This window comes from Methyloglobulus sp. (assembly GCF_964779595.1).
Genome location: NZ_CBAROL010000013.1, coordinates 15,080 through 41,922, shown reverse-complemented (window position 1 = coordinate 41,922; position 26,843 = coordinate 15,080). Strand labels below are relative to the sequence as shown.

20 protein-coding genes and 3 tRNA genes are annotated in these 26,843 nt (G+C 45.3%); 7 read left to right on the top strand and 16 right to left on the bottom strand.

Annotated features, from left to right (window positions below; genetic code table 11):
- Nucleotides 1–21 precede the first annotated feature (21 nt).
- A complete protein-coding gene (locus AC1YY3_RS06760) occupies nt 22–1,860 on the bottom strand; it encodes a DEAD/DEAH box helicase (protein WP_481824350.1) in 1,839 nt (612 codons plus the stop codon).
- Between the two features lie 494 nt (nt 1,861–2,354).
- Here AC1YY3_RS06760 and fae point away from each other — a divergent pair, with 494 nt between their 5' ends.
- The 6 genes from fae (at nt 2,355) to AC1YY3_RS06730 (ending at nt 7,027) form a co-directional block, all read left to right on the top strand.
- On the top strand, nt 2,355–2,906 hold the full coding sequence (gene fae, locus AC1YY3_RS06755) for a formaldehyde-activating enzyme (RefSeq protein WP_481824349.1): 552 nt from the start codon (nt 2,355–2,357) through the stop codon (nt 2,904–2,906).
- Between the two features lie 91 nt (nt 2,907–2,997).
- Complete coding sequence (locus AC1YY3_RS06750; protein ID WP_481824348.1) at nt 2,998–3,612, top strand: paraquat-inducible protein A; 615 nt, start codon at nt 2,998–3,000, stop codon at nt 3,610–3,612.
- Nucleotides 3,613–3,614: 2 nt separating this feature from the next.
- Entirely contained in the window at nt 3,615–4,232 is a 618-nt protein-coding gene (locus tag AC1YY3_RS06745; RefSeq protein ID WP_481824355.1) for a paraquat-inducible protein A, read from the top strand.
- Nucleotides 4,225–5,841 (top strand): PqiB family protein, encoded by a 1,617-nt coding sequence (locus AC1YY3_RS06740; protein WP_481824347.1) that lies wholly within the window; start codon nt 4,225–4,227, stop codon nt 5,839–5,841. The genes AC1YY3_RS06745 and AC1YY3_RS06740 overlap by 8 nt, the downstream gene beginning before the upstream one ends.
- Nucleotides 5,834–6,427: a PqiC family protein gene (locus tag AC1YY3_RS06735; RefSeq protein WP_481824346.1), complete on the top strand. Its 594-nt coding sequence runs from the start codon at nt 5,834–5,836 to the stop codon at nt 6,425–6,427. The genes AC1YY3_RS06740 and AC1YY3_RS06735 overlap by 8 nt, the downstream gene beginning before the upstream one ends.
- A gap of 102 nt (nt 6,428–6,529) precedes the next feature.
- Complete coding sequence (locus tag AC1YY3_RS06730) at nt 6,530–7,027, top strand: hypothetical protein (protein WP_481824345.1); 498 nt, start codon at nt 6,530–6,532, stop codon at nt 7,025–7,027.
- 38 nt (nt 7,028–7,065) lie between these two features.
- On the opposite strand, the gene AC1YY3_RS06725 is transcribed toward AC1YY3_RS06730, so the two are convergent.
- Nucleotides 7,066–10,605 carry a bifunctional diguanylate cyclase/phosphodiesterase gene (locus AC1YY3_RS06725; protein ID WP_481824344.1) on the bottom strand — a complete coding sequence of 1,180 codons (3,540 nt, stop codon included), beginning with the start codon at nt 10,603–10,605 and terminating at the stop codon, nt 7,066–7,068.
- Nucleotides 10,606–10,912: 307 nt separating this feature from the next.
- Here AC1YY3_RS06725 and AC1YY3_RS06720 point away from each other — a divergent pair, with 307 nt between their 5' ends.
- Entirely contained in the window at nt 10,913–12,634 is a 1,722-nt protein-coding gene (locus AC1YY3_RS06720) for a proline--tRNA ligase (protein ID WP_481824343.1), read from the top strand.
- Nucleotides 12,635–12,710: 76 nt separating this feature from the next.
- Here AC1YY3_RS06720 and AC1YY3_RS06715 read toward each other — a convergent pair whose 3' ends face one another.
- From AC1YY3_RS06715 to AC1YY3_RS06650, 14 genes are all read right to left on the bottom strand, one after another.
- Nucleotides 12,711–14,582 carry a SurA N-terminal domain-containing protein gene (locus AC1YY3_RS06715; RefSeq protein ID WP_481824342.1) on the bottom strand — a complete coding sequence of 624 codons (1,872 nt, stop codon included), beginning with the start codon at nt 14,580–14,582 and terminating at the stop codon, nt 12,711–12,713.
- Nucleotides 14,583–14,696: 114 nt separating this feature from the next.
- Nucleotides 14,697–14,773 (bottom strand) — tRNA-Asp (locus tag AC1YY3_RS06710).
- Between the two features lie 6 nt (nt 14,774–14,779).
- Nucleotides 14,780–14,855, bottom strand: a tRNA-Val gene (locus AC1YY3_RS06705).
- A 12-nt stretch (nt 14,856–14,867) separates the two neighbouring features.
- The gene (locus tag AC1YY3_RS06700; protein WP_481824341.1) at nt 14,868–15,140 is read right to left on the bottom strand and encodes an HU family DNA-binding protein; all 273 of its coding nucleotides are present in this window, start codon (nt 15,138–15,140) and stop codon (nt 14,868–14,870) included.
- 207 nt (nt 15,141–15,347) lie between these two features.
- On the bottom strand, nt 15,348–17,774 hold the full coding sequence (gene lon, locus AC1YY3_RS06695; protein ID WP_482194378.1) for an endopeptidase La: 2,427 nt from the start codon (nt 17,772–17,774) through the stop codon (nt 15,348–15,350).
- 187 nt (nt 17,775–17,961) lie between these two features.
- Nucleotides 17,962–19,224: an ATP-dependent Clp protease ATP-binding subunit ClpX gene (clpX, locus tag AC1YY3_RS06690; RefSeq protein WP_481824339.1), complete on the bottom strand. Its 1,263-nt coding sequence runs from the start codon at nt 19,222–19,224 to the stop codon at nt 17,962–17,964.
- A gap of 93 nt (nt 19,225–19,317) precedes the next feature.
- Nucleotides 19,318–19,965, bottom strand: a complete 648-nt coding sequence (clpP, locus tag AC1YY3_RS06685) for an ATP-dependent Clp endopeptidase proteolytic subunit ClpP (RefSeq protein ID WP_481824338.1) — start codon at nt 19,963–19,965, stop codon at nt 19,318–19,320.
- A gap of 11 nt (nt 19,966–19,976) precedes the next feature.
- Complete coding sequence (tig, locus tag AC1YY3_RS06680; protein WP_481824337.1) at nt 19,977–21,278, bottom strand: trigger factor; 1,302 nt, start codon at nt 21,276–21,278, stop codon at nt 19,977–19,979.
- 102 nt (nt 21,279–21,380) lie between these two features.
- A tRNA-Leu gene (locus tag AC1YY3_RS06675) sits at nt 21,381–21,465 on the bottom strand.
- A gap of 78 nt (nt 21,466–21,543) precedes the next feature.
- The gene (locus AC1YY3_RS06670) at nt 21,544–22,434 is read right to left on the bottom strand and encodes a radical SAM protein (RefSeq protein WP_481824336.1); all 891 of its coding nucleotides are present in this window, start codon (nt 22,432–22,434) and stop codon (nt 21,544–21,546) included.
- 68 nt (nt 22,435–22,502) lie between these two features.
- Nucleotides 22,503–22,778 (bottom strand): cell division protein FtsB, encoded by a 276-nt coding sequence (ftsB, locus tag AC1YY3_RS06665; protein WP_481824335.1) that lies wholly within the window; start codon nt 22,776–22,778, stop codon nt 22,503–22,505.
- A 288-nt stretch (nt 22,779–23,066) separates the two neighbouring features.
- Nucleotides 23,067–24,347: a phosphopyruvate hydratase gene (eno, locus tag AC1YY3_RS06660; RefSeq protein ID WP_481824334.1), complete on the bottom strand. Its 1,281-nt coding sequence runs from the start codon at nt 24,345–24,347 to the stop codon at nt 23,067–23,069.
- Nucleotides 24,348–24,355: 8 nt separating this feature from the next.
- Nucleotides 24,356–25,189 carry a 3-deoxy-8-phosphooctulonate synthase gene (gene kdsA / locus AC1YY3_RS06655; RefSeq protein ID WP_481824333.1) on the bottom strand — a complete coding sequence of 278 codons (834 nt, stop codon included), beginning with the start codon at nt 25,187–25,189 and terminating at the stop codon, nt 24,356–24,358.
- The gene (locus AC1YY3_RS06650) at nt 25,186–26,820 is read right to left on the bottom strand and encodes a CTP synthase (RefSeq protein WP_481824332.1); all 1,635 of its coding nucleotides are present in this window, start codon (nt 26,818–26,820) and stop codon (nt 25,186–25,188) included. The genes kdsA and AC1YY3_RS06650 overlap by 4 nt, the downstream gene beginning before the upstream one ends.
- Nucleotides 26,821–26,843 lie beyond the last annotated feature (23 nt).

Here is a 26,843-nt window from a genome sequence, read left to right as displayed (position 1 = left end):
CCAACAAAACCTCCATTAAAATTAAGCATCAACCGCTTTTGGTTTGGCACGTCTGGACGTTGTACTGATTCTTTTCTTGCTCTTATCTACTTTTTTGGCGGTATCGTCAGCTTTGTATTTGGCAGAACCCGTGTCGGTATCAGCTCCGCTGCCAAGCTTTGAAATATTAAGTGCTTGTCCGACGACTCTGACTTTCTTCAATTCGTTAAACAATTCTTTGGGCATACCAGCGGGTAATTCCACCGTGCTGTAGTCTTCTTCAATTTTGATACGGGCAATATGGTCGCCGTCGATGCCAGTTTCATTGGCGATAGCTCCGACGATATTGCCAGGTTTTACGCCGTGGGCGTGACCGACTTCAATGCGGTAAGTTTCCATTTCAATGTTTGCACCACCAGCGCGACGCGGTTTGCGTTCTGTTTGTGGACGTTCAAAGCGATCCGGCCTGTCTGATCTTTCTGACCTATCTGATCTGGGCGGTCTGCTGTCCCTGCTCTCTCTATCGTCTCGGCTGTCTTTAGGTCGTTTGGGCAGGTTTTGCATTAATAAAGGCGTGTCACCTTGCACCAGCTTGGCTAAGGCAGAAGCAATATCCAGTGCGGTAACATTATGTTCTTGCTCGTATTGTTCAATAAGTTGGCTGAAAAAGCTCAATTCTTCGGCAGCTAAGGTATCAGTAATGTTTTGTTTAAAACGGGAGATGCGCTTATTGTTAATGACTTCTGTCGATGGCAAACCCATCTCTTCCACTTTTTGTTTGGTGGCTTTTTCGATGTTGAACAGCAGCTTGCGTTCTCTAGGTGCGATAAACAAAATTGCATCGCCTGTGCGTCCGGCACGACCTGTTCTGCCGATACGATGGATATAGGATTCGGTATCGTAAGGAATGTCGTAGTTGACGACGTGGGTAATGCGATCTACATCCAGTCCACGAGCGGCAACATCGGTGGCGATCAAAATATCCAGCTTGCCGTTTTTAAGGTGGTTGATCGCCCGCTCCCTCAGTGCTTGCGACATATCACCGTTGATGGGAGACGCTGAGTAACCACGAGCTTCCAGCTTTTCGGCGAGTTCTACCGTGGCTGTTTTTGTCCTGACGAATATAATCATGCCGTCAAAGGTTTCGGCTTCCAGGATGCGGGTCAGCGCATCCAGCTTATGTACGCCGCTGACCAACCAAAAACGCTGACGGATATTTTCTGCGGAAGCTGTCGTCACTTTAATGGTGACTTCTTCGGGTTCGTGCAGGTATTTCTGGGCTATTTTGCGAATAACCGATGGCATAGTTGCGGAAAACAGGGCGATTTGCTTCTTTTCTGGCAATTGATCCAAAATCCATTCGACATCGTCAATAAATCCCATCCTTAGCATTTCATCGGCTTCATCAAGCACCAGAACGCTAAGATTATTTAGCAGCAATGTGCCACGGCGCATGTGATCCATGACCCGACCCGGAGTGCCGACGACGACATGAGCGCCACGCTTGAGTGAGCGTAGCTGTGTGCTGTAATCCTGTCCGCCGTAAATAGGCAAGACGTGAAAGCCCTTTAGATGTGCGGCGTAACGTTGAAACGCTTCTGCCACCTGGATCGCCAGTTCCCGCGTTGGTGCTAATACTAGGGCTTGAGGATCTTTCTTTTTGAGATCAATACGAGACAATATGGGTAACGCAAAAGCGGCAGTTTTTCCTGTGCCGGTTTGAGCTTGCCCCAACACATCTTTGCCGAGTAGCATGTGTGGGATGACCCGCGCTTGTATCGGCGAAGGGGTTTCATAGCCGACATCATCCAGTACTTTAAGCACCGGTTCAATCAAATCTAAATCATGGAAGGAGGGTATAGGAAAGACATCGTTGGACATTAATTTACCTGTTGGTAGAGGGAGGATGCGCGGTAGCGCGATAAGCTATGATACACAGTCGAATCATTCAAGTGGGCTACGGTCGATTAGCCAAGGCTTGGCAAATTCAAGTCCATTTACCAGATTAACAGGGGGAAGGAGCAGAATTGATTGTCGGCACGAATAACCTAGCTCTAAAGCTATATCGGCATTATACAATAGTTTGGGTGATTTTTACTAACTTATGTCCACTAGTGCCAAAACAAACGCGGTTAGCATTTTGATAGGCTGATATGAAAGCTTAGTTTGTCGCATCAGCTACAGTTGTGTAGAAGAGAGCTGTCACGCATCGAATAAACCGCTCAAAGAATCAAAATGCTCTTTGGGGGGAGAAGTTTGTTATTGTGAGCCTTAAAAATCGCGTATATATCGGCAACGTAGTGCTATGGGAATTCTTGCCACGATAACTTCATCCAGCATAGAATGCAGTATTTAGTTTAATAATTGGAGATTTTATGTCAGATACAATTTGGTTTAGAACAGGTGAAGCCACGGTGTTTGCCAGTGATGGACAAGGTACAGATGCCATGCCGGAAATACTAATCGGCAGTGTCAAAGGTCCCGCAGGAAATGCGTTTGCCACCTTAATGGGACAAACAGAAGGGCATACTCGCATGTTTGCTATTCGTGCCTGTAATCAGCAAGTGCGGCCTGCTACGATAATTGTTCCCAAAGTCACGATCAAGTCTGCGGCTTACGTCAACTTGTTCGGTGGCCCGGTACAATCTGCTGTGGCTGATGCGGTGTTGGATAGTGTGATTGCTGGTGTTATCCAAAAAGAGCTAGCCAATGACTTGTGCATTATCGCCATGCTGTGGATTGCGCCGGAATGTGCCACCAACCCTGATTTGGACAGAAAAGACCTATACCGCACCAATTACGAAGCGATGAAGCTTGCTATCAGCCGTGCCATGAGCAACTCGCCCAGCATTGATGAGCTAATCGCTAATCGCCATAAAATCGTTCATGAAATGTACGATCCAGAAACCGGTGAATCGCAGTGGTGAGAAAAAACACAGGCGAAAGACTAAAGGCACAAGGCGAAAATCGCCTTGTTTTTGCTTTTGCCTTGCACCTTTAGCCTTTAGCCTTGTGCCTATGTCGCCTAGGTATGAAGCCTGCCCTGAATGCGACTTATTGTTGAAACCAGCCGCCCCTGAACATGGCGAGAAGGCGCACTGTCCGCGTTGCGGTTATTTATTGCAACGACCACGTAAGCACAGCATAGAGCGGACATTGGCATTATCACTCGCCGGACTCATATTAATAGTACCCGCTAACTTGTTACCGATGGTCGGTATCAAGATTTTCGGCAATAGCCACGACGGTACGTTGTGGTCGGGCGTATTGGCGTTGCTTAAAGAAGATATGTGGGCGGTGGCGGTCTTGGTTTTGATTTCCAGCGTTTTGCTGCCGTTGGTCAATTTGGGTTTGGCGTTTTTGATAAGCTTTCATTTGTTTATACAAAAAGCTAACTTTCACCTATTCCATTGGATGCGCTGGCTGCAACATCTTAATGAATGGGCGATGCTGGAAGTGTATGCGTTGGGGATTATCGTGGCTTGCGTTAAACTGGCGGGTATGGCGGAACTTAGATTTGGCTTCGGTTTGTATGCTTTTATTGCTTTGCTTATCGTTAATACCCTGCTGTCCAATGAGTTGGATAGCTATCTGTTTTGGCGGCGCATTGCTCAATTAAGCAAAAAGCCATGACCATCAAACCCCTAAATACCGCACAAAAACAAGGATTTATCCGTTGTCATGAGTGCGGCAATTTAATAAAATCACTCGCAGAAACCTTGTGTCCCGTTTGTGGACATTCTGTTACCTCACGTAAACCACACAGTGTGCAACATACTATCGCCTTAATTATCAGTGCTTTATGCTTGTACATTCCAGCTAATATTTTCCCCATTATGTCCGTAACCCAGCTTGGTGTAGCTGAAACCCATACCATCATCGGCGGAATTGTGGCATTAATCCACAGTGATATGCTCCCGATTGCTTTGCTGGTGCTGGTCGCCAGCATCCTCGTACCCTTGATGAAATTGCTGGGATTGAGCTTATTGTTGCTGTGCGTACATTACCAATGGCAGGTCAACGCCCGATTATTTACTCGCCTGTACCGTGTCATCGCTTTTGTCGGGCGTTGGTCTATGCTGGATATTTTCATGATTTCCATACTGGTTGCCTTGGTCGATTTGGGTGGTGTAGCGCAAGTTATCGCAGGACCTGCTGCCACGGCATTTGCGGCGGTCGTCGTGCTGACTATGTTTGCGGCAAAAAGTTTTGATCCACGGCTTATTTGGGACCATCAGTTCAGTTATGAATAACTCTAGCGAAGAAGTCGATGCAACAGACATCACCTTGAGCAAAAAGCCAGGACTGCCGCTGGTTTGGTTTTTGCCGATTATTGCTTTACTGGTCAGTGCCTGGCTGATCTACAAATCTGCCGCAGAAAAAGGTGAGATTATCACTGTCAACTTTCCAACGGCTGAAGGCTTGGAAGTCGATAAGACCAAAATACGCTATCTGGATGTAGAAATTGGCAAAGTCACTGCTATTTCAATCAACGATGACTTAAAAACCATCCAAGTCAGCGCCCAGATGAACAGCAATGCAACGGAATATCTCAAGGATGGCACCAGCTTTTGGGTGGTAAAGCCGCAGGTAGGACTGGGCGGCGTGTCTGGACTGGGTACATTGCTATCTGGAGCGTATATTGAACTAAGACCTGGCAATGGTAAACAGCAATTCCACTTTACCGGATTGACGATTCCGCCGATCATGAAAAGCCAAGTCGATGGCAGGCGATTTATATTGGAAACCAATAACTTGGGTTCTATGCGCCCTGGTACACCCATTAATTTTCATGGCATTCCAGTTGGCGAAGTATTGAGCCATAAACTCTCCGATGAAGCCAATGCCATCCGCTTGAGCATCTTCATTAATGCGCCTTACGATCAGTTCGTCAGAAAAAACACCCGATTTTGGATAGATAGCGGGGTGGACTTATCCGCCAGTGCAGATGGTTTCAAAATCAGGACTGGACCGTTAGTCTCGTTGCTTAGTGGTGGCATTGCTTTCCGTGCATCAGGCAAGGATAAGCTTACCGAAGTCGAACCTGAACATAGCCTGTTTCAGCTCTACGATACTTACGACGAATCCACCCAAATGACGTATACCAACACATTAAAATATGTGATGCACTTTAATGGTTCAGTGCGTGGCCTAACCGTAGGTGCGCCTGTGCAATTGCGCGGCATCCCGATTGGTAGAGTCATTGATATTAGCTTGGAGCTAGACAAGAAAACCGCAGAAATCCATGTGCCGGTCATCGTAGAACTCGAGCCAGACCGCATCGAATCCATTAATGACGATAACAAAGTCAGCGACAAAGACGTAATGGCGCAACTCATCAACAAAGGATTACGCGCCCAGTTGCAGACCGGTAGTTTAGTCACCGGTCAATTGCTGATCGACCTGGACTTTCATCCTGAAAGTAAAATACTCGCCAGCAACGATCATCACAGTGATTATCCCGAATTCCCGACTACGGCAAGTTCTTTTGAGGAATTTACCCATTCTGCCCAAACGATTATGGATAAGATCGCTAAATTACCGTTGGATAAATTGACTGTGGAAATGAACAAAACCTTGGTATCACTGCAAGATACCTCAAAAGCAGCAACCGGAATGCTTATCTCAGCAAATGGTACTTTAGTGACAGCTAAAGAAACACTGGGCAATGCTAGTGGCACGATTAAATCAGCTCAGGGGGTGCTGGGTAATCTGGAGCCTGGCTCGACAGGCTATTATGAATTCCACAAAATGCTCCAGGAATTCACCCAAGCGGCTCGTTCCATGAAGCAACTGACCGATTATCTGGAACAACACCCTGAATCCTTAATTCGCGGCAAAGACGAGGATAAAGATGATTAAATCAGTGTTCACAATTGTATTAGGTGTTTTATTATCAGGATGCGTTCGCGCGCCTACTGTGCAGTTCTATGTCCTTGAACCACTGAGCCAGTCAGCTCCATCAACCGTAGAAACCAGCAGGCAACGTACCATTGGGATTGGTCCAGTAACTGTTCCTATTCTATTGGAACATAACCAAATTATTACTCGATCCTCAAACAACACCGTACAAATCGCGGAATTTCAGCAATGGGCATCACCCTTACAAGATAACCTGCTGCAAGCCTTAACCCGTAATTTGTCCACTTTGCAGCCCAACAACATCATCCATACTTATCCTTGGAGCATACATGGCACGGTAGATTTACAAGTCATCATAGACATAATCCGCTTTGATACTACCCCTGGCGAATCAGCCAATCTGGAAGCCAATTGGACAATAAAAAACGAATCCAGTCATGACATCTTAAAAAATGGTCATTCGCTTATCAAGCATTCACTGTCTGATTCGTCTTATCCAGCAACAGTCCGCGCACTTAGTAGAATTCTAGGAGAATTTAGCCGGGAATTATCACTGGAATTGCTTAAGGCTGAAAATCATAGCTAATGACATAAACAATTTGTGTTTTGAAATTTCCAGCTACACTGATGATGTGTACGCGTTAATAAGCAACGCAAATTCATTTAAGTTTATCTTAATAAGCCCACCATGCCAGTTTTCGTAGCGCTTTGTCTTATTTTGGCCGTTATTGTGCAAACCAAAAGCCCATTACAGGGCGTGTTGGTTTCGCCTGTATTTATGTACGTGGGTTTGACGATTGCTATTGCAACGATAATCGGTAATTTTTTTAAAAAGCTGCCCGAAACAATCAGCTACGATCTTTTTGCTAGTAGTATCTTATTTGCGTGGTTTGCCTATTGGAAACCGTTGTTTGTTACCGATTCGCCAATATTCTTTTTCTTTCCCATTTATTTCACTTTAATCATTGCTTTTGCGACCTTATTTTTCATTGAACAGCGTCATAAAATTGATCGCGATAGCCTTCAACGTATGCAAGCTATTGCTGACTCAGGCGTAGTTGATCCCTGGCTAGTGATGATTTGCGTTACGGTCACGCTTTATTTTGAAAATCGCTTTATTCAATACCCAACGATGATGACCTTGTTGACGATGCGCTATGCTTTATCCGGTTGTCTTAAAAAGTAGGCGCAAGACTAAAAAACAGCAGACCTTGCGCCTTTAGCCTATTTTTCTTTCTTCAAATACGTCTCCGCAAAATTAGCGGCAGTTAACGGTTGATCGAAATAATAACCTTGGAATATTGAACAACCTTTCTCTTTTAGGAACGCCAGTTGCTCGGCAGTTTCCACGCCTTCTGCAATAACCTGAATATTCAAGTGTTTTGCCATGCTGATGATGGTTTCTACGATAACTGCATCGCTGGAATCGCTCAGGATGTCCCTAACAAAGCCTCTGTCGATTTTTAACACATCTAACGGTAGCTTTTTCAGGTACACCAAGGAAGAATAACCGGTTCCGAAATCATCCACGGCAATCGACACCCCCAGAGCTTTAAGGGCTTTCATTTTATCAACGGTGTCTTGAATATCGACAATCATGACACTTTCGGTCAACTCAATCCCCAAGCGGTTAGGCGCTATGCCAATGCTTTCAATCGCAAACTTGACTTGATTCACGAAATCTTGCTGCCTGAATTGCCGTGAGCTCACGTTGATAGATACGTACGGCAAGATTCCAAGCCCGGCATCTTCCCACATTTTAATCTGGCTACACGCTTCCAAAAGCACCCATTTGCCGATAGTCAGGATGAGATTGCTTTCTTCAGCAACGGGAATAAAATCGGCTGGCGACAACCGCCCTTTAAGCTTATCTTCCCAGCGAATTAAGGCTTCAGCACCCACCATATTGCCATTTGCATCCATTAACGGATGGTAACAAAGGATAAACCGTCCCTGGGCAATGGCTCCTCGTAGGTCATTTTCCAGACTTAAACGCAAATCCGCAGCAACCTGCATACTGGGCTGGAAAAAGTTAATGGCATTGCGTCCACTGGATTTTGACCGATACATGGCGGTATCCGCTTGCTGTAATACGGCATCGGGATTTTCCTGGTTCTCAGGGAACAGCGCGATGCCAATGCTGGTGCCAATTTGATGCTGATATTGACCCAATACAAACGGGGTATTGAGTTGCTCCCGAATTTTTTCAGCCACAACCATCGCATGGTCACCGGCTGCTGCTAATGTTTCCGAATTAGCATGTAATAACACCACAAACTCATCTCCGCCTAAGCGGGCTGGGGTGTCTTCTTCCCGAAGTACCAAAGCGAGACGACTACCGACTTGTATCAATAACTCATCGCCGACCAGATGACCTTGTGAATCATTCAAAATCTTAAAATGATCTAAATCAAGGTATAACACGGCACCGAACTGCTTGTGCCTTCTGGCAATGGCTATTTCCTGGTCAAATCGATCCAATAATAAGCGTCTATTAGGCAGGCTGGTTAATGGATCGTAAAAAGCCATGCTATGAATCTTGTCTTCCGCATCTTTCTTTTCGGTAATATCTGAGAACACAGACACATAATGGCTCACTTCGCCCAGGTCATTCCTAACTGCCGTCACCGTTTGCCACTCCGGGTAAATCTCGCCATTCTTACGACGATTCCAGATTTCACCCTCAAACTTATCGTTAGTTAATAGCTGCTCCCAATAATCTTGGAAAAACGTCAGGTCATGCCGCCCTGATTTCAAAAACCTGGGATTTTCCCCGATGACTTGCGGTGCCGAAAACCCCGTAATCTGAGTAAATGCCTTGTTAACTCGCAAAATATTGGCATCCTTATCGGTAATCATAATACCCTGTTGGCTTTCAAAGGTATTCGCAGCTAGGCGTAATTGCTCTTCTGAGTGCTTTTGCCGAGTGATGTCGATCATAAAACCGTACAACTCGGTAATCACCCCCGCCTCGACTACCATTGTTGCAACGTCACGCAACCAGACGATATGACCATCTGCGGCTATCATGCGATATTCCAAATCGGTGCTGTTATTTTTGGTGCTTAAACTGCCTCGCGCACAGGCATTTAACACAGTTTCCTTATCATCTTCATGGAGGTGTTTCTGCCAAAAATCAGGTTCATCCAGCCATTGTTTGACGGGGTAACCTAAAATGCTATCCGCTTCGGCACTGACAAACACAAACCTGAACGTCACCGGATCTGCCCGCCATACGACTGCCGATTGGGTTTGCACCAATTTCCTGAATTGCCGCTCCCGCGCAGCCAATTTGCGATTACTGCGTTTAAGTTCCAGCGTCCGTTTATCAACTTGAGTAGCAACAAATTCGGTATGCCCCGTCAACACCAGCAAACCGATACTCATGAGTCCGGTCAAAAACATCCCACCTACCAATAATTGCCACGGAGACCAAGAATAATATTCCGCCAGGAAACTTTTATTAGGTGCAACTTGCAAAAACCAATTTTGATTACCTAACGCTATGGTTTCCAGCTTGCTTAGGTTAAGTGGATCGACGATTGCTTCGTCATTATTCAGTCCAAAAATGGATTCAAACGTGGGCTTACTAACATCATCGGTCAATCTAACAATGATATGTTTGTAATTACCTCGGCGCATCGCATCATACAAGTAGGCTTTAATATCAAAAATCCCGACCACCACGCCTTTAACACATTCACAGGTATTAGGCCCCGTTTCGAAACGGGGCACAGCAACCAGATACTGTTGTTTGCCCATTAGGGTGACGATGTCCTGCTTGATATTTAGCGTATTAACTAGCTCGGGAATGGCATTAAAGTCAGTGGAATGGCTATTCTGATTAGCCTCAGCATATTGACTCACGAAACGATACGCTTGGTTTTGCCTTACCGCCTTTAACCATTCAATGCGAGCCAAATCAGGATGTTTTTTTAAATCGGTTTGTGCATTAAAGCGAAAATATGTTTCGTTTACGTTATTGAGGGTAAGCACATCCTTGAGGCGATCCAACACATTCAAATGGATAGAAAATTCATCATGCAAAGCATATTTAACGGCTTCCATTTGATTACTAATGAGCTTATTTAACCGCTCTAGCTCCTTCCCTTGAGCATAGAAATAACCCATTGCAACGACCATAAACACAACAATCAGCGGCAATCCCAAAGAAAGCAAACGCTGATGCCATATTCGATGTGATTTATTAAAAATAATAAAAAATAAGGGGGTAAACACCGCGATACCTGAACAGTCACCCAACCACCACATCAAAAAAGTGAAGCCAATGTCTTGTTCGGTAATAGTATTCGTTAACAGCAACCCCGCTGTGCTAATAGCTGTTGGCAAAAAAGAAGCTGTCGGACCCGCTAAAAAAAAGAACAATACGTTTAATCGTAAGGAAACCAGCTCATTAGGGAAGTCAGCGTAGCGTTTGACAAGAAGGCAACCTAGCCATGAACGTAAGACGCTGCTCAGTGGACTAAGGAAAAAAATCAATTGCTTGACTGGTGTATCAGCCGTATTGAACATTTCATAATGCAGTAACAAATCAGCTAGATAAATGCCCGGTAGCACTGCATTGCCCCACAATAACACCGCACCTAGCCCGATACCCGCAGGCGGCCATACTGCGGCCACATGACTTTGCGACCAAGCCAAGGGAAACGCTAACCGACCTGCTACGTAAAACAACACCGTAGTGAGTGCGATAGTTTGCCAATTTTTTAACCGGCTATTGAGCAAGGCAGCAATAAACATCATTAAATTAAACTTCTTAGCCCGTTAGTGGTTAATTTTTGAGTGAGTACGAATCAGTATGCAGCACTGTAAAAAGCCCTGCTAGCTCGATTATTGGGCGTACAGAATGTCAGCTTTTAGCCATAAAAATCCTGATTGGATTATATATGAAATAAGCCATTCCTAAGGTACTTTGTCTAATAATGTGATTGTGTTCGCTATTTTTGTTGCAGAATAGGTGCGTCAAAAGCCAGCATTAATTCATACCATAAGAACACTACGAAATAGCTGTTAACCCTGTAAAATAGCCAATTTTTTACCAAGAAATAACATGCGTACATCCCAGTTTCCACTTAATACTGTAAAAGAAATACCTGCCGATGCTGTCGTTATCAGCCACCAACTGATGCTACGAGCCGGATTAATCCGTAAACTCGCCGCAGGGCTTTATACTTGGCTTCCATTAGGTCTTCGTGTACTCAGGAAAGTTGAGGCGATAGTACGCGAAGAAATGGATAAGGCGGGTGCACTTGAAGTGCTAATGCCAGCCTTGCAACCTGCTGAATTATGGCAAGAAACCGGTCGTTGGGAAAAATACGGTCCAGAACTGGCGCGATTAAAAGACCGCCACGACCGCGATTTTTGCCTTGGCCCTACACACGAGGAGATTATTACCGATCTGGCACGTAACGAGATCAAAAGTTACAAGCAATTGCCCATCAATTATTACCAAATTCAAACTAAATTTCGTGATGAAATCCGTCCACGTTTTGGCGTGATGCGCTGCCGTGAATTCATCATGAAAGATGCGTATTCCTTCCACTTAAGCCAGGAATCACTTGATGAAACCTACGCCGTCATGCACCAAACCTATACCACGATATTTACCCGCTTTGGCTTGAAGTTTCGTGCCGTCATCGCGGATTCAGGTTCAATTGGCGGCGCGGTATCCCATGAGTTTCATGTCTTGGCTGAATCGGGCGAAGATGCCATTGCCTTTTCTGATGAAGGCGATTATGCCGCCAATGTCGAAAAAGCCGAAGCTGTCATGCCAGTTGGCAACCGTGATGCTGCCAGTGCAGAATTCACCAAGGCTAGCACACCCGATCAGCATAGCATTGAAGAAGTCAGTCAATTTTTAACCATTCCTGTCCAACAGTGCCTGAAAACACTGATTGTAAAAGGTGATGATGACACGCTGGTTGCTCTGTTACTGAGAGGAGACCACGAGCTGAATCCACTCAAAGTGGAAAAAATAGACGGTATTTTCGCGCCGCTCACCTTCGCAAATGATGCGGAAATCAACCAAAACTGCCATTGCAAACCGGGTTCTATTGGACCTATCAATTTAACCATGAAGATCATCGCTGACCGCAGTGTGACCTTAATGGCTAATTTTGTCTGTGGTGCTAATGAAGATGGACAACATTTCACCGGAGTCAACTGGGGACGTGACCTACCCTTCCCTGCACAAATTGAAGACCTTCGCACGGTAGTTGAAGGCGACATCAGCCCGGATGGCTTAGGTAAAATAGAAATTGCACGGGGAATTGAAGTCGGCCATATCTTTCAACTCGGCACAAAATATAGTGCTGCTATGAAAGCGGACGTTATCAACGAAAACGGTAAAAACCAGACGATGATAATGGGTTGTTACGGAATTGGCGTTTCCCGCGTGGTCGCATCAGCCATTGAGCAAAACCATGATGCACGAGGCATCTTATGGCCTGCCAGCCTTGCGCCTTTCCAAGTGGCTATCTGCCCCATGAACATGCACAAATCAGAACGCCTGAAAACCGCCGCCGAACAACTCTATCAGAATTTGTTAAAAGTGGGTATTGAGGTATTGTTTGATGACCGCAAGGTACGAGCCGGTTTCATGTTCTCTGATATGGAACTGATAGGTATTCCACACTGTATCATCATCAGCGATAAGGGTTTGGATACGGGTTTGGTGGAATATAAAGCGAGAACCGTAGAGCAAAATCAGGAAATTCCGTTTACTGACCTTATGGGGTTTTTGCAAGCTAAACTTGCTGAAAACGCGGTTTAATCTGTTTGTGAAGTTTGTAAGCTGAAATCCAGCCGATAAATCAGTGATTGATCTATCGGCTAGGTTTGTTTATGTGTTACTGCGACTTAGGTTGAGCTTTAATAGAAACATCCGCATTTGCTTGCAAGCTAGCTAGCATTGCATTAAATTCTGACTGACCAAATGCCTTGGCGAGATTCTTCTTAGCCAATTGCATCTGTTTCTTATCATCATCGCTAATAACACCCAAGGCGACTTTTTTCAGACTGACCACAACCTGTTCACCAGTAGGTAGCCCAACAGTAAAAGTCGTTGCTTTACCAGCAACTGGCTTTGCTGCTTTAAAAATCGCATCGCTAAGTTGTTCTGGTAAAGCGTTCTTGCTACGCGTCAAGCCAATTGACTCTTTTACAGCCAACTTAAGCTCGGCAGCTACTTTCTGGATAGTTTCTCCAGCTTGTACTCGTTGCTTGATCTTATTTGCCTGTTCAATCGTTTGCTTGCTGGCCTTATCGCTATTGAGTGCAGCAATCACATCTTGTTTGACGGCATTTAGCTCGCGTACTGCGGCTGGTTTGCGCTCGAGCAGCCGTAATACAACCAAACGATCCGCACCTAATTCAATCGGCGCACTATTATTGCCTTGCAATACTTCCTCAGAAAATGCAGCATCACGAATTTTTTGCTCTGCGGCGATTTTATCGCCTTTGTCTTTGGCAAATAATCCCGACTTGTTAACGGTAAGGCTAAGTGCTTCAGATACAGTCAACAAATTATCTGGATTTTCATAGCTCATTTGAGTCAGCTTTTCACCCGCTTCGTAAAAGGCATTTTCAGCCTGAGCCTTTTGATAGGCTTTGGTGACTTCGTTCTTAACGGTTTCAAAAGACTTAACGTCGCCAGCGACTAACTCGGTCACTTTGATCAAATGATAACCAAATGAAGACTTGACTGGTTTAGACACTTCACCTGCTTTTAAGGCACTTGCCACTTCTTCAAATGATTTTTCCATACTACCTACGATGAACAAACCTAAATCGCCGCCCTTTTTAGCGGTGAGTTTATCATCGGACACCTCCGCAGCTATTGCAGCAAAGTCTTTACTCTTCAAATCTTGTTGCGCTTTTACAGCTTTTGCCAACGCTGTTTTGTCATCGGTTTTTGCATTGACGGCAAACAGAATATGGCTGATTTTGCGCCGTTCTGGTGTGCTGTATTGTTCTTTTTGTTCTTCATAATAAGCACGGAGCTTATCGTCGGTCACTTCAATTTTTTTAGCAATGTCTCCCAACGAAAGTTCTACGTACTCTACAGAAACCTGCTCTGGTATTTTGTACTCAGCTTGATGCTGCTGGTAATAAGCTGCAATATCTTGGTCACTGGGTTGTGTCGTTATTTTTTCAACAGCGACGGTTACATAATCGACATCGCGTTGTTGATTTTGAATTTTGAAGAAATTATCAATCGCATATTGCGTCGCAAAACTGCTGTCAATGATACTACGCTGAAATTGCTCCATAATCAGCGCGCTTTTAATTTTGTTCACAAACTCAGCCGATGACATTCTTTGTGAAGTAAGCAGCGATTTATAGCGCTTGTCATCAAATTTGCCATCGGTTTGAAAATACGGCAAGGTTTCGATAAAGGCTCGTGTGCTAGAATCGGTTGCGACCAATCCTTCTGCATGTGCGTACTGCAATAACACTTCATCTTTAATTAGTTTATCCAACGATTGCTGCTTTAAAAGCTGCTCATCAACCGTCATGCCCTGAAAATTCTGGGCGTATTGTTCGTAAGCTTTGTTGACATCACGCTGATAAAAATCTTTATCACCAACGGATGCAACCGCCGCTTCCTTACCCGTATCTACGTAATTTTGAATACCCCATAACGCAAACGGTACACATATTACTATCAAGATGATCCAAGCAAAGGTGCCTTGCGCCTTTTCTCTAATTGTCGTCAGCATGAACTCAATCCCAAAGAAGCTATATTATCTAAGTAAGTACTGGTTTTATCAGCACTCCCCAGAAAACCCTATTAAAAAAAAAGCCCCGAACCTATCGGAACGGGGCTTTATATTTGGCGGAGCGGACGGGGCTCGAACCCGCGACCACCGGCGTGACAGGCCGGTATTCTAACCAACTGAACTACCGCTCCAAAGTCTGGTGGGTGCTGAGGGGTTCGAACCCCCGACCCTCGCCTTGTAAGGGCGATGCTCTCCCAGCTGAGCTAAGCACCCGACTAAAGACGACTATTTTATAGCATCTTTAAGAGTTTTACCAGCCTTAAATGACGGGATTTTTGCTGCTTGAATGGTTATCTCACGCCCTGTTTGAGGATTGCGTCCTAAACGTTCAGCCCTTTCTTTTACAAGATAAGTACCAAAACCAACCAACGTTACAGAGTCGCCTCTGCTTAATGCACCAGTTACTGAACTGATAAAACCTTCCAAAGCACGGCCAGAATCAGCCTTCGATAATCCTGAAGACTCTGCAATAGCATCAATAAGTTCCGATTTATTCATTTATTCCCCCTTAGGAAAGTGAGTATTTAGTTAGGAAAGTGTACGTAGTTTTTATGTTGCAAGAACAGTGTTTTGATTCTTATAGTGGCTCAATCGATTACATAAGAATAAACCCAGGGTATTTATAACAACTGCCTTCGCACAGTGTCAAGCATTAAAGATCAGTGTATCTTGCATCCTGACCATTTAATACCCACACGCACTGTTTCAGTGCGCTATTACACCAGGACTAGGTTTGATTTTGACCGTGTCAGTTTCGCCTTTAGCTTGCTCGTCACTGGCGATTTTCACCAACGGACTAGGCATATACTGCAAGGCTACTTCCAGCACTTCATCTATCCATTGCACCGGTTTTATAAGCAAATTCTGCTTAATATTTTCGGGTATCTCAACCAAATCTTTTTCATTTTCAGCAGGGATTAAAACTGTAGTAATGCCGCCCCGATGGGCAGCCAACAGCTTTTCCTTTAACCCACCAATCGGTAATACTTGGCCGCGTAAGGTGATTTCCCCCGTCATGGCGACATTAGCGCGAACCGGAATTTTGGTAAGCGCCGAAACAATTGCCGTACACATGGCAATCCCCGCGCTAGGGCCATCTTTCGGTGTCGCCCCTTCCGGTACGTGAATATGAATATCATTCTTTTGAAAGATTTCGTTATCCAGCCCCAGTATGTCGGAACGACTCCTGACCACTGTCATAGCGGCCTCGATAGATTCCTTCATCACGTCGCCTAACTTGCCGGTGGCCGACTGTTTGCCCTTACCTGGGGTAACCGCCGTCTCTATAGTCAACATCTCCCCGCCCACTTCAGTCCAGGCCAATCCGGTGACTTGTCCAATTTGATCCTGCTCTTCGGCAAGACCATAATGATAGCGTTTGACTCCCAAGTAGTTATTCAGGTTTTCGGGTGTGATAACTGTTTTTTCCTGACTAGGCGCAAGCAACAAATTTTTCACGACTTTGCGGCATATTTTTGAAATATCGCGCTCAAGACTACGTACCCCAGCCTCGCGGGAGTAATAACGGATCATATCCCTGACTGCTGTTTCAGTAATTTCAATTTCGCGCTCTTTCAAGCCATTATTTTTTATCTGCTTTTGAATTAGGTACTTGAGTGCTATGTTTATTTTTTCATCTTCAGTATAACCGGCAATCCTTATTACTTCCATCCTGTCCAACAAGGCAGGCGGGATGTTCATGGTATTGGCTGTAGCAACAAACATCACATCAGACAAATCAAAATCGACTTCCAGATAATGATCAGAGAAAGTGTGATTTTGCTCTGGATCAAGCACTTCCAGTAAGGCTGATGCAGGATCGCCACGGAAATCAGCCGCCATCTTGTCAATTTCATCCAGCAAAAATAAGGGATTTCGGGTTTTGACTTTTGCCATGCTCTGCAAGATTTTGCCTGGCATGGAGCCAATATACGTGCGCCGATGACCGCGAATTTCCGCTTCATCTCGAACGCCACCCAAGGCCATCCGCACATACTTACGGTTAGTCGCTCTGGCGATGGATTCGCCTAACGAGGTTTTGCCAACCCCAGGCGGCCCAACTAAACATAATATCGGTCCTTTAAGCTGTTTAACGCGTTGTTGCACCGCAAGATACTCCAAGATGCGTTCTTTAACCTTTTCCAGTCCGTAATGCTCAGATTCAAGAATTTGCTCGGCATCTTTCAGCACCCGTGTGACCTTGGTTTTTTTCTTCCACGGCACATTCACCATCCAGTCGATGTAATTCCTTACAACCGTGGCTTCGGCGGACATCGGCGACATCAACTTAAGTTTATTTAGCTCTGTGTTGGCTTTGGTTTTCGCTTCTTTAGACATGCCAGCTTCTTCGATCTTGTTTTCCAAGTCTTCGATCTCGTTAGGCACATCGTCCATATCACCCAATTCCTTTTGGATGGCTTTCATCTGTTCGTTGAGATAATACTCCCGTTGGTTTTTTTCCATTTGCTGCTTTACGCGCACCCGGATTTTCTTTTCCATTTCCAGAATATCAACTTCACCTTCCATGAGTGCCATCAGCACTTCCAGGCGTTGCTCAATGTCGGCGGTTTCGAGTATCACTTGTTTTTCGTGGATTTTGATGGCGATGTGTGCCGCCATCGTATCAGCAAGTCGGCTAGGGTCATCAACGCCACTCAATACATTCAGCACTTCGGGCGGAATTTTGTTATTGAATTTAACGTACTGATCGAAGGTATTCATGACCGTGCGCTTTAAGGCATCCAGCTTTTGCTCGGAAATAAGCAGAATGTCATTAATTTTTGACACGGTAGCTGATATAAAGCCATCGGTTTCTTTATAGCTCAGGACTTGGCTACGTTCGCTACCTTCTACCAACACCTTAACGGTACCATCCGGCAGTTTCAATAGCTGTAAGATATTAGCTAAAGTGCCAACTTCATACAAATCGGTAAAATCTGGCTCATCGACTCCGGCTTCTTTCTGCGCGACCAGCAAAATTTGCTTGTTTTCCAGCATGGCGGCATTCAATGCGTCGATGGATTTCTGCCTGCCAACAAACAAAGGAATGACCATGTGGGGATACACGACCACATCCCTTAGCGGCAATACGGGAACTAAAATTTCTGATTCTTTCATCTTCTGTGCTTCCATTAATGGAACAAAACGTGCGTTAGCTGTGATTATGGGGATGTTATTTCAAATAGCAACAATGAAATTGTATTAGCGAGATGGGCGTAGCAATATTTTTACATTTTTCGCGGATTGCAGGTCGGCAAAAACAAAAAAGGAGCTTTAAACTGCAAAGCTCCTTATCTGAGTTCCTGATGAACCGCTGCGTTTAAGCCTTTATTTTTTCCGTCTCGTAAACCAGATACGGCTCGGCTTCGCCCATAATAACGCCTTCATCGACCACGACCTTGCTGATATTATCGGCAGATGGCAGTTCGTACATGGTGTTGAGGAGGACATTCTCGACAATGGTTCTTAACCCCCTGGCACCGGTTTTCCGTTCCATGGATTTACGTGCTATAGCACCAAGTGAGTCTTCTCTAAACTCTAACTCTGCACCTTCCATCTCAAACAAATGTTGATATTGCTTGATTAAGGCATTTTTGGGTTCGGTTAAGATTTTGATTAAAGCGGCTTCATCCAGTTCATCTAATGTAGCAACCACAGGTAATCGACCCACAAATTCAGGGATCAAACCATATTTAATCAGGTCTTCCGACTCAACATCAGCGAAAAGTTGCCCGACATTTTTGCTTTCATCTTTCGTTTTAACATCGGCAGAGAAACCAATGCCGCCTTTTTCGGAACGTGCCTTGATGACTTTATCCAAGCCAGCAAACGCGCCACCGACGATAAACAGGATATTAGCGGTGTTGACTTGCAAAAACTCTTGTTGTGGATGTTTACGTCCGCCTTGCGGTGGCACTGAAGCAATCGTGCCTTCGATCAGCTTTAATAAGGCCTGTTGTACGCCTTCGCCAGACACGTCGCGGGTAATGGAGGGATTGTCAGATTTGCGTGATATTTTGTCGATTTCATCAATATACACGATGCCCGTTTCGGCTTTTTCGACATCGTAATCGCATTTTTGCAAAATCTTTTGGATAATGTTTTCGACATCTTCACCAACATAGCCAGCTTCGGTCAACGTCGTCGCATCAGCGATGGTAAATGGCACATCCAGCAGCCTAGCCAAAGTTTCAGCCAATAAGGTCTTGCCAGATCCGGTTGGACCAATCAGCAAAATATTGCTTTTTGCCAGTTCTACCCCGTCTTTTTTGGTCTTATTCCGTAGCCTTTTATAATGATTGTAAACAGCCACTGCCAGAATTTTCTTAGCGCGTTCTTGCCCTATCACGTAGCTATCAAGCTCTTCTTTGATTTGCTTGGGCTTGGGCAGCTCGCCGCCGTAAAAGGAAGATGACTTATCCAGCAATTCATCTTTGATGATGTCGTTGCATAAATCAACGCATTCGTCACAGATGTAAACTGACGGCCCTGCGATCAGCTTTCTGACTTCTTGCTGGCTTTTGCCGCAAAATGAACAATAAAGCAGCTTGTCGTCGTCCTTGCTGTGTTTGTCATTACTCATAGTTTTGGACTCCTGAAAAGGCCCATACCAATATGATTATCATCTTTCACTAAAATCACTAAATCCGAATGTTTTGTCACTGTTGTATATTGCTTAAACGGGTGCAATAGTTCTATTCGACAAAACTTTATCAATTAAACCGTAGCTGACCGCATCTTCGGGGCTTAAAAAATTATCCCTGTCGGTATCAATTGCCACTTTTTCTACTGGCTGCCCAGTATGATGCGATAAAACCTTGTTCAATTTGTCTCTGATTAGCAATATTTCCCGCGCATGAATGTCAATATCTGACGCTTGCCCCTGAAAACCACCCAAAGGCTGGTGGATCATCATGCGTGAATGCGGTAAGCAATAACGCTTACCTTTAGCGCCACCGGTCAATAGCAAAGCACCCATACTGGCTGCTTGACCAATACACATGGTACTGACATCGGGCTTGATGAACTGCATGGTGTCGTAAATTGACATACCCGCAGTTACCGAGCCACCTGGCGAATTGATATATAGATGTATATCTTTGTCGGGATTTTCCGACTCCAGAAACAGCAACTGCGCTACCACCAGATTAGCCATATAGTCTTCAACCTGACCGATCAGGAAGATGACGCGTTCTTTTAACAGTCTGGAGTAAATATCAAAACTGCGTTCACCGCGCGCGGTTTGCTCTATGACAATCGGCACTAAGGTACCGGCAGCTTGCGGCGATATAATCTGGTTTATGTTGTTGTGTTTGTTATACATTAATTATGTGTTTAGCGTTGATTTGCATCCATAATATCACTAAAACCTACGGTTTCATCAGATATTTTTGACTGTGAAACCAGCCATTCGACGGTCTGATCCTCTAACACCATTTGCTGAACACTCTGCAAACGGCTCTTATCCGAGTAGTACCATGATACATAAGCCTCCGGTTGTTCGTAGCTTTTCGCCATATCTTCTATTGTCGTGCGTACTTTTTCGTCGTCAACTTTAATTTCTTTAATATGGATGATTTCACCCAAAATCAACCCTAAAGCTACGCGCCGCTGCGCCTGATCTTTAAACATTTCCTTAGGCAACTGCAAATCTGCCTGTTTTAATTTATTTCTTTTGGCAGATTCAAGATACGGCTTCATTAATGTTTGAATTTCTTCGTCGATCAAGATGTTAGGAACAGGCGGCTGGATTTTTTCGTACAAGGCCTCCAATACCGAATTTTTCAATTTGCCATGTAGCGCTTGGGTAAGTTCTCGCTGCATATTGGTTTTTATATCGTCACGAAAGGTAGCCAATAAGCCATCTTGAGTGCCATAAGCCTTGATGAACTCTTCATCAACCGCTGGCAATATTGGCTCTTCTACCTTAAAAGTCTCAACGTCAAAATCGGCGGCTTTGCCAGCCAGTTTTGCATTGCTGTAATCTTCTGGGAAGGTGACCAAAAAGGTTTTGCCATCGTCTTTTTTAAGACCCATCAGATTATCTTCAAAGCCAGGAATCATTTGCTTTGCGCCGATTTCCACTTGAAAATCTTGCACCCTGCCTTCGGTAAAATTTTCGCCTTCACACACACCTGAAAAAGCTATCGTAATGCGATCTTTACTCTGGGAAGCCCGTTCAACTTCATTCCAGGTTTTTTTCTGTGTCTGCAATTTTTCGATCATCGCATCAACATCGCTTTCCTCTACCGACGCAGAAGTGCGCGTTATTGCCAAACCTTCAATGCCTTCCAAGGAAATCTCAGGATAAACCTCAAACTCGGCGATATATTTGAAGCCTTCGGTTTCATCCAAATCATGAATTTTGGGTTGACCAGCAGGATTTAACTTTTGGTCACGCAAAGCATCATAATAGGTGGATTGAATTAAATCCCCAGCCACTTCACCGCGTACCTTTTCGCCATACATTTTGTTGACGACGTGCTGCGGCACTTTGCCTGGGCGGAAACCATCAATCTTGACCTGACGAGACAAAGTTTTTAAACGCTCGGCCATTTTTTCCTGAACGACAGCTTCAGGTACGATAACAGTCATTTTTCTGCTTAATTCGGATGTCTTCTCGACAGAAACTTGCATGGGTTTACCTCAACAAACGGTTTGGATTTTTACGGGAATGCCGAAACTCGGCGTATTTATTATAGACAAGCAAAGCTCAGACTAGCTTACTTAAGCAATTAGTGGTGCGAATGGGGAGACTCGAACTCCCACAGGCTGCCCTACTGGAACCTAAATCCAGCGCGTCTACCAATTTCGCCACATTCGCACATGATCGAGCCGTGCATTATAGTGGTTAGCAAGATTGGCAACAAGCGATAACTTCCAAGTTTGGCAGTTATGGTGTTCAATAAGCAACCGACACCTTAAATCCTAACTGGCGAATTTCTTCCGCAACCGCATTCAAAACATCGGGTAATATCGCTGCCAATTGACTGGCTTCCGGCTGCATAGATGGTCTTGCCAAGGTATAAAGCAGGATTTCTTTAACCTCAGTCGTCGCACTGATGATTTTTAAAGCCTCCAAATATGCCAGCTTTTCTTTAACAGGCCAGCCCTGCCCAGCGTAATCAAATAGGCAAGTTTGTAATTTTGTCGTACACAACTCGGATGAAATTCTGATATTTTCCAGGCTGCTTTTAACCGATTGTGTGGCTTCGTTAATCAGCACCCTACCCTCTTTGGTGGTGCTATCAAACTTAAACCATACCTCACCGCCATAGCTATGCAAGGCTTTCAGCCCTTTCCTCACTTTTTGTTGATGTATCAAGCTGCCATTGGTGATCAACACAAAACGGCTTTTCGGTAACACGCCGTTTTCTGTTGCGACATTTCCTATCAGATCAATGATTTGAGCGAAATTTTTAACACTGGTTGGCTCACCATTACCTGAAATCGCTATATCTTTAATGACGCGATTGTCAGTTTCCACTTGAAAACGCTGGTAGAAATCACCCTGCTGGACATCGTTAAGAAACCCCCTCAACTCCTCTTCTAGTAAAGGTAAGTCCAGATCAGGTGCTGCACCCTTGATTAAATCTGGCACTTGGCAATAAACACAACGCCAATTGCAGGCATTGTTAGTGTTGAAATTGATGCCCACTGACAGTCCGCCAGCACGCCTGGAAAGCACAGGGTAGACGTATTTTAGACCTGCTATGTCGCGATCGTGGTTGCTAGTGGTTAGTAAGGACGAATTATTGTTATTTGAGATATGCTCTATCTCCTTCTGATTCATAAAATAAAACCCAACAAATCGAAGCCCTAACTGTTGGGCTTCACTATTGCTCAAATCAACCAAAAAAATTACTTTTCCTCAATCACCTGAAAAAACGTCTCGTTTTCCTTAATCATCCCCAATTCATCCCGCGCCCTTTCTTCAATGGCTTCCTGACCTTTCCGTAAATCCAGTACCTCAGCATAAAGCGCATCGTTACGCTCTTTCTTTTCTTTGGTCTTTTCTTTTAGGACATCAAGGCGGGCTTGGTATTCCTTTATTTGGGCAATACTGCCATCACCTACCCATAAGCGGTATTGCAGGTGGATTATCAGCAAGATAATGATGGCTATGATGTATTTCATGGGTCAGACCAAAGGCTCAAGGCGAAAGCGGCAAGTTCCTTTTCCCTTGAGGGACGACCGCCAGGGATGGCGGGGCTGCAACCGTTCCATACGGTTGCCAGCATTCTCCACATCCCGGTGGGTCAAGTGCGGCGACAGGTAGGGAGCTTGCGCCGCAAAAGTTAGGATGAGGGGATTAAAACACAAATTTTTATTCTCCTCATCCCAACCCTCTCCAGCAGGAGAAGGAGCTTTCTTTATATAACTTAACGTCATTTGCCTTTGGCCTTGTGCCTTTCGCCTTGGTTTTTAAAGCATCTTAAACGCACTACGCCCTGCATATATCGCCGCACTTCCCAGCTCTTCTTCAATCTTCATCAGGCGGTTGTATTTGGCAACACGGTCTGAACGGCTGAGTGAGCCGGTTTTGATTTGGCCAGTACCGGTTGCAACGGCTAAATCGGCAATCGTGGTATCTTCGGTTTCGCCGGATCGGTGTGACATGACGGCGGTATATCCGGCTTTGTGCGCCATATCAACGGCAGCAAAAGTTTCTGTTAACGTACCAATTTGGTTGACTTTAATCAGGATTGAATTGGCAATATTTCTTTCGATGCCTTTCTTCAAAATGGCAGGATTAGTTACGAATAAATCATCACCAACCAATTGGATGCGGTTGCCGAGTTTCTCGGTCATTAATTTCCAACCATCCCAGTCGTTTTCATCGAAACCGTCTTCGATGCTGATGATGGGGTAACGATTAACCCAATCGACGAAGAAATCCGCCATTTGCGCTGACGAATAGGTTTTACTTTCTGAGACAAGATCATAAATGCCGTCATGGTAGTATTCAGAAGCGGCGGCATCCAAGCCTAAGTAAATGTCTTTACCTGGCTTGTAACCGGCTTGTTCGATGGCTTGCAGGATAACGCTGATGGCTTCTTCATTAGATGACAAGTTTGGCGCAAAGCCGCCTTCATCACCGACTGTGGTTGCCAAACCTTTAGATTTCAAAACTTTCGCCAAGTTATGGAATACTTCCGCACCATAACGGATGGCTTCGCGGAAGTTAGGCGCACCGACAGGCAAGATCATGAATTCTTGCAGGTCAACGCTGTTATCAGCGTGCGAACCGCCATTGATGATGTTCATCATCGGCACGGGTAAAATGAACTCGCCGGATTTGTTGAAATGCTTATATAAAGGTTGTCCGGCTTCTTTTGCAGAGGCATGAGCCGCCGCCATTGATACTGCCAACATGGCGTTTGCGCCTAAACGCGCTTTCGTATCAGTGCCATCAAGAGCGATCATTTTATTGTCAAGAGCAGCTTGATCAGCGGCATCCAACCCAACAACGGCAGAACGGATTTCAGTAAGGACGTTATTAACTGCGTTTAACACGCCTTTGCCCAAGTAACGGGCTTTGTCGCCGTCGCGTAATTCGATGGCTTCGCGTTCTCCGGTTGATGCGCCAGAGGGCACCATCGCGCTGCCCACTATGCCTGATGCCAGGATGACATCAGCTTCTACGGTTGGGTTACCGCGTGAATCTAAAATTTCTCTTGCACGTATTTCTTTAATGACTGCCATAAGGTTTCCTATAAGGTTGTTTCTATCAAGGGGGTTGATTTAACCGCCCTGTCGATGGTTAATAAGACTTCTAATAATTCTTGCATTCTGTGTAACGGCCAGGAGTTAGGGCCGTCGCTTTTTGCTTCCGCTGGGTTCGGATGGGTTTCCATAAACAGTCCGGCAATGCCAACCGCCGTTGCCGCTCGCGCCAATACAGGGACGAATTCACGTTGTCCACCTGAGTGCGTACCTTGTCCGCCGGGTAGTTGTACAGAATGGGTGGCATCAAACACGACGGGGCAGCCTGTATCACGCATAACTGCGAGTGAGCGCATGTCAGATACCAGATTGTTATAACCAAAGGATACGCCACGCTCGCAAACCATGATCTGCTCATTGCCAGTAGCCTTGGCTTTCTTGGCGACATGCACCATATCCCACGGCGCTAAAAACTGACCTTTTTTGATATTGACCGCAATCCCTTGTGAAGCTACAGCTTGGATAAAATTGGTTTGTCTGCACAAGAACGCGGGTGTCTGCATCACATCAACCACAGATGCGACTTCTGCAAGCGGCGTATCTTCGTGGACATCCGTTAAAACGGGTACGCCAATCTGTTTTTTAACGTTACTCAATATGTTCAAGCCCGTTTCCAGACCCAATCCCCTAAAGGTTTCGTGCGAAGAGCGGTTTGCCTTATCGAACGAGGATTTGTAGATGAAGGGAATATTTAAAGCTGTCGTCAATTCTTTGAGATAACCTGCGGTATCTATAGCCAATTGCTCGCTTTCTATCACACAAGGCCCTGCGATCAAAAAAAATGGTTGGTCTAATCCTACTTCAAAACCGCATAGCTTCATTGAACTGTTTCCTTTTTATGTTGTGCCGCCGCCATTACAAAACCGGAAAACAGCGGATGGCCTCTTCTGGGTGTCGAGGTAAATTCAGGATGGAATTGACAAGCCAAAAACCAAGGATGATTAGGAATTTCGATGACTTCCACCAAGCGACCATCAATAGACTTGCCCGAAAAACGTAACCCTGCTTGTTCCAATCTTTCAATATATTGATTGTTAAATTCGTAGCGGTGGCGATGTCTTTCAGTAATCACATCTTTTTGGTACATTTGATAAGCCAGAGAATCCGGTTTTAATCGGCACTGTTGACCGCCCAAGCGCATTGACCCACCCAAATCGGATTGCTCATCACGGATTTCCAACTGTCCGCTTTCATCCATCCACTCGGTAATCAAGCCAATGACCGGATGGGGAGACTTAGGCAAAAACTCTGTACTGTGTGCGCCTTCCAGCCCCGCCACATCCCTGGCAAACTCTATGACGGCGACTTGCATACCCAAGCAAATGCCCAAATAAGGAATCTTGTTCTCACGTGCATACCGGACTGTGGCAATTTTACCTTCTATGCCACGTTCACCAAAACCGCCAGGCACCAGGATCGCATCGACATCTTTTAGACTGGCAATGCCTTCATCTTCTATCATTTCTGAATCAATGTAAGTGATATTGACTTTATTACGCGTAGAGATACCCGCATGGGTAAGGGCTTCATTTAACGATTTGTACGCATCGGAATGATCGACATATTTGCCGACAATGGCAATCTTTACTTCGGACGTTGGGTGCGCCAAGGCCTCGACAACCTGCTGCCATTCGGACAAATCGGCGGGCGGCACATTCAGCCTTAGCTTGTTGACGACAATCTCATCCAAGCCTTGCTCATGGAGGAGGAGCGGAATTCGGTAAATGGAATCGGCATCCACGGCGGAGATAACCGCCTTTTCTTCGACATTCGTGAACAGCGCGATTTTACGGCGGTCGCTTTCGGGGATGGGTTGCTCAGAGCGGCACATCAAAATGTCCGGCTGGATACCGATGGAACGCAACTCTTTGACCGAATGCTGGGTCGGTTTGGTCTTGATCTCCCCAGCAGAGCGGATATAAGGTACCAGGGTAAGATGAATGAACAAAGCCCGTTCTGCACCCAGTTCCACCCGCATTTGCCGGATGGCTTCTAGGAATGGTAGGGATTCAATATCGCCGACTGTGCCGCCAATCTCAATCAGCGCGATGTCCATACCTTCTGCACTCTGATAAATGCGGTTTTTGATTTCATCGGTAATATGTGGAATAACCTGGACAGTCGCCCCCAGGTATTCACCTCTACGTTCTCTGCGTAGGACGCTGTCGTAAACCTGACCTGCCGTGAAACTGTTTTTTCGGGTCAATGTGGTTTTCAGAAAACGTTCATAATGACCCAAATCCAGATCGGTTTCCGCGCCATCTTCAGTGACAAACACCTCGCCGTGCTGAAACGGGCTCATCGTACCTGGATCGACGTTGATATAAGGGTCAAGCTTGGTCATGGTAACTGTCAGCCCCCGTGCCTCCAGGATTGCCGCCAAGGAGGATGCAGCAATACCTTTGCCCAGCGATGACACCACGCCGCCAGTGATAAATATGTATTTGGTCATGAAAAAATGATAAGACTTCGGGA

Bases quoted from the DNA above. Each gene is read 5' to 3' on its own strand.
- fae (WP_481824349.1), top strand. From the start codon at position 2,355: ATGTCAGATACAATTTGGTTTAGAACAGGTGAAGCCACGGTGTTTGCC.
- clpP (WP_481824338.1), bottom strand. From the start codon at position 19,965: ATGTATAACAAACACAACAACATAAACCAGATTATATCGCCGCAAGCT.
- AC1YY3_RS06700 (WP_481824341.1), bottom strand. From the start codon at position 15,140: ATGAATAAATCGGAACTTATTGATGCTATTGCAGAGTCTTCAGGATTA.
- AC1YY3_RS06750 (WP_481824348.1), top strand. From the start codon at position 2,998: ATGTCGCCTAGGTATGAAGCCTGCCCTGAATGCGACTTATTGTTGAAA.
- eno (WP_481824334.1), bottom strand. From the start codon at position 24,347: ATGGCAGTCATTAAAGAAATACGTGCAAGAGAAATTTTAGATTCACGC.
- AC1YY3_RS06740 (WP_481824347.1), top strand. From the start codon at position 4,225: ATGAATAACTCTAGCGAAGAAGTCGATGCAACAGACATCACCTTGAGC.
- AC1YY3_RS06670 (WP_481824336.1), bottom strand. From the start codon at position 22,434: ATGAATCAGAAGGAGATAGAGCATATCTCAAATAACAATAATTCGTCC.
- AC1YY3_RS06760 (WP_481824350.1), bottom strand. From the start codon at position 1,860: ATGTCCAACGATGTCTTTCCTATACCCTCCTTCCATGATTTAGATTTG.
- AC1YY3_RS06650 (WP_481824332.1), bottom strand. From the start codon at position 26,820: ATGACCAAATACATATTTATCACTGGCGGCGTGGTGTCATCGCTGGGC.
- AC1YY3_RS06725 (WP_481824344.1), bottom strand. From the start codon at position 10,605: ATGATGTTTATTGCTGCCTTGCTCAATAGCCGGTTAAAAAATTGGCAA.
- ftsB (WP_481824335.1), bottom strand. From the start codon at position 22,778: ATGAAATACATCATAGCCATCATTATCTTGCTGATAATCCACCTGCAA.
- lon (WP_482194378.1), bottom strand. From the start codon at position 17,774: ATGGAAGCACAGAAGATGAAAGAATCAGAAATTTTAGTTCCCGTATTG.
- AC1YY3_RS06730 (WP_481824345.1), top strand. From the start codon at position 6,530: ATGCCAGTTTTCGTAGCGCTTTGTCTTATTTTGGCCGTTATTGTGCAA.
- AC1YY3_RS06715 (WP_481824342.1), bottom strand. From the start codon at position 14,582: ATGCTGACGACAATTAGAGAAAAGGCGCAAGGCACCTTTGCTTGGATC.
- kdsA (WP_481824333.1), bottom strand. From the start codon at position 25,189: ATGAAGCTATGCGGTTTTGAAGTAGGATTAGACCAACCATTTTTTTTG.
- tig (WP_481824337.1), bottom strand. From the start codon at position 21,278: ATGCAAGTTTCTGTCGAGAAGACATCCGAATTAAGCAGAAAAATGACT.
- clpX (WP_481824339.1), bottom strand. From the start codon at position 19,224: ATGAGTAATGACAAACACAGCAAGGACGACGACAAGCTGCTTTATTGT.
- AC1YY3_RS06720 (WP_481824343.1), top strand. From the start codon at position 10,913: ATGCGTACATCCCAGTTTCCACTTAATACTGTAAAAGAAATACCTGCC.
- AC1YY3_RS06735 (WP_481824346.1), top strand. From the start codon at position 5,834: ATGATTAAATCAGTGTTCACAATTGTATTAGGTGTTTTATTATCAGGA.